The sequence below is a fragment of the Clostridium sp. genome, from assembly GCF_036781005.1.
In the GTDB taxonomy this organism is placed as follows: domain Bacteria; phylum Bacillota; class Clostridia; order Clostridiales; family Clostridiaceae; genus Clostridium_B.
The window spans coordinates 1-10870 of the sequence record NZ_DAIQBT010000056.1; the positions used below are offsets into that span (position 1 = coordinate 1).

The 10870-nt window shown below is 28.8% G+C and carries 10 protein-coding genes; 3 read left to right on the forward strand and 7 right to left on the reverse strand.

The genetic code is table 11. From position 1 onward, the window contains the following. Positions 1-111: 111 nt before the first annotated feature. A complete protein-coding gene (locus V7Q02_RS14930) occupies positions 112-957 on the forward strand; it encodes an MBL fold metallo-hydrolase (protein ID WP_333861885.1) in 846 nt (281 codons plus the stop codon). 70 nt (positions 958-1027) lie between these two features. On the opposite strand, the gene V7Q02_RS14935 is transcribed toward V7Q02_RS14930, so the two are convergent. Both V7Q02_RS14935 and V7Q02_RS14940 read right to left on the reverse strand, forming a co-directional pair. After that, positions 1028-2212, reverse strand: coding sequence for a cyclopropane-fatty-acyl-phospholipid synthase family protein (locus tag V7Q02_RS14935; protein ID WP_333861886.1), 1185 nt, complete (start codon positions 2210-2212; stop codon positions 1028-1030). A gap of 175 nt (positions 2213-2387) precedes the next feature. Further along, positions 2388-3725, reverse strand: coding sequence for a hemolysin family protein (locus tag V7Q02_RS14940; protein ID WP_333861887.1), 1338 nt, complete (start codon positions 3723-3725; stop codon positions 2388-2390). A gap of 322 nt (positions 3726-4047) precedes the next feature. Between V7Q02_RS14940 and V7Q02_RS14945 the strand changes: the two genes are divergently transcribed. Both V7Q02_RS14945 and V7Q02_RS14950 read left to right on the forward strand, forming a co-directional pair. Then, complete coding sequence (locus tag V7Q02_RS14945) at positions 4048-4341, forward strand: thiamine-binding protein (RefSeq protein ID WP_333861888.1); 294 nt, start codon at positions 4048-4050, stop codon at positions 4339-4341. Then, entirely contained in the window at positions 4307-4990 is a 684-nt protein-coding gene (locus V7Q02_RS14950) for an HAD family hydrolase (RefSeq protein WP_333861889.1), read from the forward strand. The genes V7Q02_RS14945 and V7Q02_RS14950 overlap by 35 nt, the downstream gene beginning before the upstream one ends. Before the next feature lie 73 nt (positions 4991-5063). Here V7Q02_RS14950 and V7Q02_RS14955 read toward each other — a convergent pair whose 3' ends face one another. The 5 genes from V7Q02_RS14955 to V7Q02_RS14975 all read right to left on the reverse strand — a co-directional run bounded on the left by V7Q02_RS14955 (position 5064) and on the right by V7Q02_RS14975 (position 10258). Beyond that, entirely contained in the window at positions 5064-5711 is a 648-nt protein-coding gene (locus tag V7Q02_RS14955; RefSeq protein WP_333861890.1) for a DUF4190 domain-containing protein, read from the reverse strand. A 117-nt stretch (positions 5712-5828) separates the two neighbouring features. Then, positions 5829-6581 (reverse strand): hypothetical protein, encoded by a 753-nt coding sequence (locus V7Q02_RS14960; protein WP_333861891.1) that lies wholly within the window; start codon positions 6579-6581, stop codon positions 5829-5831. 494 nt (positions 6582-7075) lie between these two features. Next, positions 7076-8080, reverse strand: a complete 1005-nt coding sequence (locus V7Q02_RS14965) for a DUF3231 family protein (RefSeq protein ID WP_333861892.1) — start codon at positions 8078-8080, stop codon at positions 7076-7078. 333 nt (positions 8081-8413) lie between these two features. Next, on the reverse strand, positions 8414-9796 hold the full coding sequence (locus tag V7Q02_RS14970; protein ID WP_333861893.1) for an MATE family efflux transporter: 1383 nt from the start codon (positions 9794-9796) through the stop codon (positions 8414-8416). Positions 9797-9799: 3 nt separating this feature from the next. Continuing rightward, positions 9800-10258, reverse strand: coding sequence for a MarR family winged helix-turn-helix transcriptional regulator (locus V7Q02_RS14975; protein ID WP_333861894.1), 459 nt, complete (start codon positions 10256-10258; stop codon positions 9800-9802). Between the last annotated feature and the right edge of the window lie 612 nt (positions 10259-10870).

A 10870-nucleotide genomic window follows, 5' to 3' on the forward strand; every position in this document is an offset into this window, starting at 1 on the left:
CCATTACAGGTTGGAATTGGATAGTTTCTATGTTTACTAAAGAAAATTAGTATTAAAAAAATTTTTATTCTGTTTTTATAACTTTTGATTTTAAATATAGGAGTGATATATATGAAAATAACTACTTTAATAGAAGATTCTCTAAGTAACAACAAAGATTTAATATACGAACATGGCCTCTCATTTTTTATACAATCTCCAAAATTTAATATTCTATTTGACACAGGTAAGAGTGGAAATTTTATAAAAAATGCTAAAGATATGAACATAGATTTAAATAAGACAAATTATATCATAATAAGCCATGCTCACTATGATCACGGAAATGGTTTAAAGAGTTTTACCCAAAATTTTAATATAAGACCACAAATAATACTAAGCAAATATTTTTTTTCTAATGGTAAAAAATATTATTATAATGAAAATAATATTAAAGAGAAACCTCGATATATAGGAGTAAATTTCGATGAAGATTTTTTAAAAGAAAACTCCTTGAATGTACAATATATAAACTGGGATGAAACAGAAATAGAAAAAGATATTTATGTGTTTTCAAATTTCAACTCCCACTATGATTTTGAAAAATTCAACCCTAATATGAAAATAAAAATAAATGGAGGTTTTGAAGTTGATACTTTTAAAGATGAAATATGTTTAGGAATAGATACCCCTAAAGGACTTTTAGTACTTTTAGGCTGTTCTCATCCTGGAATACTAAATATGATAAAATCTATTGAAATCAAATCAAATAAAAACATATTTGGGATAATAGGTGGAACTCACCTTATGGAAGCTTCCGAAAATAGAATAGAACAAACCATAGTGGAATTTAAAAAAATGAATATAGAAATGCTAGGGCCTTCCCATTGTACAGGTGCCACTGCATATTTAAAGTTAAAAAACTCCTGTAGTAATTTTTTTGTAAATACCACTGGTTCTTCTATATCAATTCCTTAATTATTTATGAAATTGAATACTTACCTTCAATTCAAAAAATCAAGGTATATGCCTTGATTTTTTAAATTCATTAGTCTTCGTACAGGTAATTTCTAGTCATAGGTATATCATTATTAAGTCCTTTTGTGAATAAAAACTGATGTATATCCATTACACCATAATGAAAAGAAGCAGAACAAGCATTTAAATAGAGTCTCCACATTCTTATAAAAACATCATCTTTAATTTTCTTAATTTCATCTAATTTATTTTCAAAATTTTCAGCCCAACATTTTAATGTCTTAAAATAATGTAGTCTCAAGCTCTCTGCATCTATGAGATGTAAATCATTGTCTGCCATTAAACTCACCAATTGTCTTATAGAAGGTATATATCCTCCTGGAAATATGTATTTCTTAATCCATTGATTTACTTCCCCTTCTTTTTGTGCTGTAATACAGTGAAGAAGTGATATTCCCCCTTCTTTTAACATGGCTTTTACATCTTCCATATAAGAGGATAAATTTTGTCTACCTACATGTTCAATCATTCCTACACTAACTATTCTGTCAAACTTATATTTTTCTTTAACTAATTCTCTATAATCCATTAACCTTACTTCAACTTTTTCCTGTAAATTATTTTCCAATATTTTTTTATTTGTCTTTTCAAATTGTTTTTTGCTTAGAGTTATGCCTAATGCATTTACTCCATATTTTTCAGCAGCCGTAACAATTAATTCTCCCCATCCGCAGCCTATATCCAAAAGTTTTTCACCTGGTTTCAATTGAAGTTTTTTCAATATATAATTTACCTTATTTATCTGAGCCTGATAAAGTGAATCTTCTTCCTTCATAAAATAACCACAAGAATAGGTCATGGTTTTATCAAGCCAGAGACTATAAAAGTCATCACCTAAATCATAATGATATTGTATGTCTTCTCTACTTCTTTTAATATTATTTGGAAGCACTTTATAAATTTTTGAGAACACTTCAGCTTTATGTAAAAAACTGTCCTTATTCCTATACACCGACTCTATTATTTCCCTAATATTTCCTTCAAAATCAATTATATTATTCATATAAGCTTCTCCAACTGTAAGGAAAGGATCCTTTAAAATATTTTTTTTAGAAATATGTCCATTTATATATATTTTAAACTTTGCTTTTCCATCTCCGTATTTGTCTTTCACACCATCCCAATATATAACTTCTACCGTATCCGAAAAAGCACTTTGTATAAATTTCCTTAAAAACGCCTTATCTAATTCCATATTAATCCTCCTATTCTAAATATGAACATGAAAATAAATCTCATATGTTTATGATAAGTTATCTGAAAACTTATATCAATTTACAAAAACTCTTAAATTTAAAGAAAAATTAAATTATACTATAAAAATACCCTTATATACCACTTCTATCTTACATAACCTCAAGAATTTAATTTCAATCATCTACCTCCTGACTTTTTTCACTATCAGATATATATATCTTTAAAATTTCTATTCTCTTCTCATCTACCTTTTCTACTTTAAAAATTATATTATCATACTCCACAGTATTTTCCTCTCCTTCCTTTGGTATACTTCCCAAAAGATCTATCACAAAACCACCTATAGTATCTGAGTTATCTGATTTTAGTTGTAAATCTAAAAATTCATTTACTTCATATATAGATAAAAGCCCACTAACTAAATATGTATTTTCATCAAGTTTGCTTATACACTGTTCATTGTCATCATATTCATCGAATATATTACCCATTACCTCTTCAATTAAATCTTCTATAGTTACAATGCCAGAAAATCCTCCATATTCATCAATTAAAATTGCCATATGATTTTTAGTACTTTGAAGTTCTTTAAAAAGTACCCCTATATTCTTATTTTCCGGTACAAAATAAGGCGTCCTCAATAAGGACTTTACATCTATTTCATCTATAGAAGATTTCATAATCTCTATGAACAAATCCTTAATATAAAGTATACCTATTATATTATCCGTATCATCTTTATAGACAGGTATTCTAGAATATTTTTCCTCTATTATATCCTTGATGCTATGAAAAAATAAATTGTCTATGTCTATACCAAAGACCTCCGTTCTCGGAGTCATGACTTCTTTGGCAATTTTATCATCAAAATTAAATATTCCCTCTATCATCTGCAGTTCGTACTGGTTAAATATCCCATTTTCCTGTCCAAGTTCTATAATAGATCTTATCTCCTCTTCAGATACTTTATCTTCTTCATTTTCCATACTTAAATTAAATATTTTCATAATCAAATTGGTAGAACCTGAAAGCAATTTTACAAAAGGAATCATAATCTTGTTTATAAATAAAATAGGTCTTATAAATGCCATAGCTATTATTTCCGAATGCTGTAATGCAATTCTTTTTGGAAGCAATTCTCCAAATACAAGGGTTATGTAAGATAATATTATAGTTATAATAATTACAGCTATTTTTCCACTATACGGAATATTGATTTTATGTAAATAGGCTGCAAATCCTGATGACAAGGTAGTAGCTGCATATGCACTGGCAAAAAATCCTGCAAGAGTTATTCCAACTTGTATTGTAGCTAAAAAGTTGCTTGGATCATCCATTAAATTCAATAGTACATTTGCCTTTTTATTCCCTTCCTCCGCCAAATAGGAAATTCTTCTTTTATTTAAAGCCACAATTGCCATTTCCACTGCTGAAAAGAATGCATTAATAGCTGTAAGTATTAATATTAAAAAAAGTTCAAATACTATGTTATTTTGCCAGCCTCTGCCCATAAATAGAGTCTACTCCCTTCATTTATTTTTAAAGGATACATTCTTCTATTATGCCTGTTAAGCTGTAAGTTATTCTTATGTATATTTTTTTAAAAAATAAAAATCTATATTTTCTTATGGTATTTGTAGTCATATTTGAGTAATATGCGGCTATTAGCAATAGTGCTGTTCAGGTAAAAACATTGCTTTAAAAGTAACTTTATGCTATATTAAAATAGAATTTAATACATTAATTTCAAAAATCACGAAAAAACTACATTATTATAAAGGATAAGATAATATAAATACTTTACACTAACCAATGTACTGAGGAGGATTAAAAATGAATGCAAGTATAGCAATTCAGGTATTGCCACAAGTAAAAGGGGAAGAAACCATTCGCATCGTAGACGAAGTCATCGCCTATATTAGAAGCACAGGATTAAATATGTTTGTTGGTCCTTTTGAAACTACTATAGAAGGTGATTATGATGAATTGATGGATATTGTAAAGAGATGTCAGATTATATGTATAGAAAAAGGTGCACCCAGTGTTATGTCCTACATTAAAATAAATTATAGTCCGCAAGGAGTATGGTCAATTGATAAAAAAACAAAAAAACATCACTCTTGTTAACATGTTAAAAAAATATAAATATGCTATTTTTGATTTGGACGGTACCCTTATAGATTCCATGTCTGCCTGGAAAAATGTCGGAAAAGATTATCTAACAAAAAGGGGAATTAAGCCTCCAGACAACTTGAATGAAATTATAAGTTCAATGTCTATGATAGAATCAGCCAATTACTTTAAAAAAGAATTCAAGATCAGAGATTGTCAAGAACAAATTATTTCTGACACAAATAAATTAATTGAAAATAAATACAAGTATGAATTGCCCTTAAAACCATATGTAAAGGAATATCTCTCACATCTAGAAAAAAATAGCACAATAATGTGCGTAGCCACCGCTACACCAGTGCAATTTGCAGAAACAGCACTAAAAAGGTTAGAGGTGCTGCACTATTTTTCCTTTATAATATGCTGTGATCAGGTTCGTGTAGGAAAGAGCACACCAGACATCTATTATCTTGCTTTAGAAAAAATGAAAGCAAATATAAAAGATACTATAGTTTATGAAGATGCCGACTATGCAATGAGAACTGCAAAAAATGAAGGTTTTTATACCATTGGTGTATACGATAATTATACATGTATTCCAAAAGAAAAAATAAAATTGTTCTGTAACATATATATAGATTCTTTTCGATGTTTACTAGAATAAAAAATACTATCAATAAATGACAACCTTCCTAAAAGTAAGTACAGTTATATAGTTATCCTGTTATTTTAAAAAATTAGTTATAGAATACAGCTGTTACTTCATTCTCGCCTAGTTTTTTATTATCAGATAAACGTGTTATAATAACTTTATATTTTCCTGCTGTATCAATTTTTAGTGGTATAGATAATGCAGCAGCATCTTGCTCAATATCTAGTTCTTCTGTATAAAATACATTGAAATAATTACTATTCATCATATAAATAGTTAACTTTAATTTTGAAGTTTCAACTGGAGCCTTATTATCAAACTTAGCATAAAATTGACTATCCACACTAAAAGTATCTCCGATATTTGTGGTATTTAGATTGTTATCTATATATTGGCAAAATACTATTTTCTCAGTTGCCTCATTATTTTCTTTTTCTATATTAAATACATTACTATCAGATGTATTTGCACCACAATTAAATAAAGTTGCTGTTGTACCTCTATAGGAAAGAGCTCCATCTATAACAACGGCAAACAATCCTAATATGCATAAAGAAATTCCAACAGTTGATAATTTCTTACGTATAGTACTACGACCTTTTATGCCCAAAACTAAACCAGCAATAGTCACAAGTGCCCCAATTATAGGCACTCCACATACTATAAGCCCAATAATCCCCAGAACAAATGATATAATCCCTATTTTATTTTTAGTTTCTTCTACAGGTTCCATTATAAACTCTCTCCATACTAACAAAATATTAATAATATTATAGCGTATTTTTTACAATGAGGATAAAAACACTCTTCATTTGCAATCCAAAAACTACTTTTAATCCTATCCCATTTTCTAACCTTCATACAATTCATCTATATAATATTCTTCTGTTAATTTCGTACTGAGAATATTCCAAGAGTATACTCTTCTTTGTAATTCCTTAATATAATTTTTGTCAATCATAGATTTAAATTCATTAATATGTTCTTCTTTATTAAAATCTTCTAAAGACCTATCTCTTAATGTTGATAAAATTGTTTCTCCAATTCCACCAATACTTTCTTTTAACTCATGTTTTATATAATTGACTAATCCTAAAACAAAGAAATACTCTCTTGAAACTTCTCTTATATATTGATTTAAATGCTCGTAAAGTACTCCCTGTAAATCTTCCAAATATTCCACTGAAATTATATAATTGCTCATTTCTTCTGATGATCCTCTATATTTACTTACAAGAAATACATCTCTAGGTAAACATCCCAATGCTTTTAATACACTCCTAGTTAACCCTATGGCATCATGAGTATAACCATTTTCAACTACTTCTTTCGTAAACTTTTTATAAATACTTATAAATTCATTTGTCAACAATCCAAATTTAATATTTTCTGTTTTTAAGTCCTTTTCCATATCATATTGAAATTCTTCTCTCATAATTAAAATATCTAGCATACTATTTATGTCATCCAGAGATAAATTATTCTCTTCATCTTTTATTGATAACATCAATTGGCCCACATATTTTCTAAGTTGTAATTTTAGTTCCTCAATAGTATCCTTATTTAAATTTTTAATAAATTCATTGATTTTTGCATAATACATATATTGAGCCCCATTTCTAATTAACATTGTTTTAATATTCTTTATAATTAATCCTATTATAAAAAATAATATAATCTTTTGTTAATAAATTCCTCTCAGCTACCATTGCATTCCTTATACAATTACAACTTAATATTACCATATTTAATTACTCCAGACAAATAAAAATAAGCACTCTAAATGACAAGTACTTATTTTAAACAACACTATTTTTAAAGGAGTCTAAATTTATCCTATGGCAGTTGCATTTGAATTTATAGTGCCCTGCAACTACAGACACCAGTTTGGTAATTACCATTACTTTTCTCATATATGTAAACACACATTGCTTTTCATTTTCTCTAAGGCTATTTCCTTAGGACACTTATAATTATATATAGTATTTATTACAGTTTAATGTCATATTTATTAACTATTTATAAACAAAATAGACACTGCTTTAACAATGTCTATTTTTAACACTTGTCTTTTAATATTTGCTAAATTTCCAAATATTAAACTTTTACTAAATTTTCATGATTTATTGCCTGTGGGGGTTGTTCAAGCCATTCATTATCAATCATAATATCTATACCATCTTTAGAGTACTCCATGATTTCATCCAAGTATTTCTTACAAGTAGAAGTCAAGTCGCTTCTCATTATATTTCCTAATGCTATACCCATACTACCTATCTTCAACCTATACATTATAAGAATTTTGTTTAATATAAATTTATCTGAAAATGGTGATGTTGTTGAGTCAGTTACATATGAACATGAAGAACTTCCAATTGAAATGCCTTCATTTGTTAAGAATGAATCAAAACCCTTATTTTGTTTAGTTGCAAGTTCCATAACTCTTGATATGTAATTGGAAACATTTTTATTTTTACATACTTGGCTAAAACCAACTACTAGAGCTTTTCTTATAACCGTATCATTCATAATAGAAATAATATCTGTTATTTCACCTGCAAGTAAAGGCCTCTTTTTTCCAAACATATCTAAAATAAAGCTTTTATTTTTTATATATTGAACTGTTTTGGCCACCTCTACCTGTGGTGTTCTAATAAAAATACCCTTTGATAATCCCAGCTCTTCCACTTTGTTATAAACATCAGTAACTTCCTGAATACACTTTGAGAAATACTGCCTAATATCAGAACGGGTTATACTGCCTAAAATCACACTGTAGCTGCGTACTGCTGCTCTTGTCTTATATGCTACATATTGCAAGTATAGTACATCAGTAAATAACCGTGGAGCACTTACATTAACATCATTATCTGTAAATGCTTCCGGTAAAGGGAGCTTCTCTTGATTAAATAAGTTAGTTAATATTTTGATACGCTGGTTAGACAAATTCAATACATATTGTAACATGTCGCTAATTTCATTATCATCCACCTTATTGGCAAAATATTTAATCATATGTGCAATTATATTCTCACCTATGTAAGAATTCCAAATACCTGATATTTCTGATGAAACTAATGGTGTTTTTATAGAACTTCCCATTTATACAACCTCCAAATATAAAAATAACTGTTAAAATTAATATCCCCAAATATTTTTATTAAATACTAAGTTATTTGATTTTAAACATTTAAATGTATATAATTCTCTATGATACTGAATATTTAGTATAAAATAAGCACTCTAAATTACGAGTGCTTATTTTCAATATTATTTTGAAGGTATATAACATTAAATACATTGGTTTATCTACTAAAGACACTTATGATTATAAATAGTTTTTGTTACAACTTAATGTCATAACAATTAACTATTTGTAAACAAACTATCTATTATTAGCACAAACTAAAAAATTGCTAAATACAAGGATATTTTTTATTGAGAATTGGCCTTTTTCAAATTGATACTTCGAGTCACATCATTTTCATTTATACACTTAACTTCTGAGAATATAACAATTGCGGTTATGATGGCCGATAGAATATCCGCAATAGGCGGAGTTCTCCATACACCTTCAGTGCCCCAAAAACGTGGCAATATCAGCAATAATGGAATCAATAACAGCAATTGTCTAGATAGTCCTAAAATCGTGGATTGAATTGGTTTTCCAATTGCCTGAAAATATTGAGAGCAAACAATTTGAAAACCCGCTACAGGAAACATGAAGAAATAGACTGACATTGCATGAGCAGTTAACTTTGTTAATTCTGTATTATTATTGCTGAACACGCCAGCAATTTGGGCGGACCATAAATGTACTACTGTAGTACTGACTACTGCAATAATTGTACCCAAAATTACTGCTTTTTTCAAAGTTTCTTTTACTCTATTAAATTGTTTGGCACCATAATTAAAGCCGATAATAGGTTGGGCACCCTGACTAATACCAAGAATAGGCATAAACATCAAAGTGGCTACGCTCCCAATGATGCCCATAGCCGATAATGCCATATCTCCACTATAAGTCATTAGTGATTTATTCAAAATGATATTTTGTAAACTATTGGCCAATTGCATAGAAAAAGGTGCAAAACCAATACCCATAATACTAAAAACTAAACTTTTCTTCAATTTTAGATTTCTTAATCGTATTTTCAGAAGACTAGATCCACATAGAAAATAACTTAATACCCAAATTGCTGAAAATGTTTGACCACAGACAGTTGCCAATGCAGATCCTTTAATTCCGAGACCTAATTTTATGACAAAAATATAATTCAAGACTATATTGATTATTGTTCCAATTACCTGGGTATACATAGACATTCTAGGATTACCTTCAGCTCTGATAAAATTAACCATTCCCATGCTTAAAGAGCCAAATGCAGATGCTAGCATTATAATATGTGTAAATTCTTTAGCATAAGGTAAAACCTCCGCACTTGCACCAAAAAAAGTTAAAATATTATCGGTAAAAAGGAAATAAATAATACTTATAACTATTGGGAGTAAGATCAACAATAATGTAGCATTGCCGATAATTTTTTCAGCTTCTCCTTGATTTTTTTCTCCCAAACGAATAGAGATAAGTGATGTAGCACCAACCCCTATCAATACAGATACTGCCATAAGAATAAGCATGATTGGAAGAGCTACAGTTGTGGCCGCAATTGCAATTGAGCCAACTCCATGCCCTACAAATATTCGGTCAATAATATTATACAAAGAATTTATTAGCATAGCTATTACTGCTGGCCAAGAAAATTTCCATAATAAACTATTAATTTTACCATCTCTAAGTTCATTTATATTGTTCATTTTTTAATTCACCTTCTTAATTCTTTGCATGAATTCCACAGCATATCTGAGACTACTAATAAATTCTAACAACTCATCAGGATCTGCATTGCTTAATATTTCATACATACGCTGAGTGGAGTTTCTCATAATAGCTTCCATTTCTTCTTTACCAATATTCGTAAGTGATATCAATGTTTTTCGACGGTCATTAAGATCCTTACAGCGCGTAACCAAACCAACCCCCTCTAATTGATCAATCAAGGTGGTTAAGCTACCTTTTTCCATATTTAGTTTCTTTGCAATTTCCGTTGCAGTAAGGGTTTGGTATCGATAAAGGAAACCAATGATCATAATATGATTTTTTTTAACTCCTGGATAATTTGGACTTTCTTTACCAAATTGACAAAGAAATTTTTCATGGAATAAACCCATGGCTTTAAACAATAAATCATGCAACTCTCGTAATTCTTCGTATCCCATATATATTACCTCCAACAAAGTCATAATTCTAACCTTAAGAATACTAACCTATTTTATAACTCTATTTTTTATTTGTCAAGATGCATAAAAACCTACTTATCTCTTTTTAACAAAACAATTAACAAAACAATAAAAAGCACCTACTTATCACAGTAAGTGCTTTTATGACTCTGAATGATGTTTATTATCTGAATTCATACCTTTTATTAGCATTCTCACAAATATTATTGTAACTATTATCCCTAAAACTAAAATTAACTTTTTCATTGCAATTATCCTCCTTAATAATGATTATATCATTTATCCTTAAAAAGAGGAATTTAGATTTCTACATCACTTTGCGTTATTTTACAAAAATTTTAATATTATGTGGAATCCCATTAATGAACAAGTTTTATCACTTTAAGGCTAAGAGCTTATTCCTAAATTATTTCAATCTTTCTAAAAGCGATAAAAGCACAGGCAAGCTTAATAATCCCCAAATAGGCTGCATCTGTTTTCTCAAATCCAACAAGCAATTTTCTAAAACGATTCATCCATGAATGCTTCTACTACCTAACGACGAGCTTTGTAAGCTGGATTGTTCTCCATATTCTTTTTTTCTTGTCTTCT

Coding starts and splice junctions, on each gene's coding strand:
- V7Q02_RS14930 (WP_333861885.1), top strand. CDS start 112: ATGAAAATAACTACTTTAATAGAAGATTCTCTAAGTAACAACAAAGAT.
- V7Q02_RS14935 (WP_333861886.1), bottom strand. CDS start 2,212: ATGGAATTAGATAAGGCGTTTTTAAGGAAATTTATACAAAGTGCTTTT.
- V7Q02_RS14940 (WP_333861887.1), bottom strand. CDS start 3,725: ATGGGCAGAGGCTGGCAAAATAACATAGTATTTGAACTTTTTTTAATA.
- V7Q02_RS14945 (WP_333861888.1), top strand. CDS start 4,048: ATGAATGCAAGTATAGCAATTCAGGTATTGCCACAAGTAAAAGGGGAA.
- V7Q02_RS14955 (WP_333861890.1), bottom strand. CDS start 5,711: ATGGAACCTGTAGAAGAAACTAAAAATAAAATAGGGATTATATCATTT.
- V7Q02_RS14960 (WP_333861891.1), bottom strand. CDS start 6,581: ATGTATTATGCAAAAATCAATGAATTTATTAAAAATTTAAATAAGGAT.
- V7Q02_RS14965 (WP_333861892.1), bottom strand. CDS start 8,080: ATGGGAAGTTCTATAAAAACACCATTAGTTTCATCAGAAATATCAGGT.
- V7Q02_RS14970 (WP_333861893.1), bottom strand. CDS start 9,796: ATGAACAATATAAATGAACTTAGAGATGGTAAAATTAATAGTTTATTA.
- V7Q02_RS14975 (WP_333861894.1), bottom strand. CDS start 10,258: ATGGGATACGAAGAATTACGAGAGTTGCATGATTTATTGTTTAAAGCC.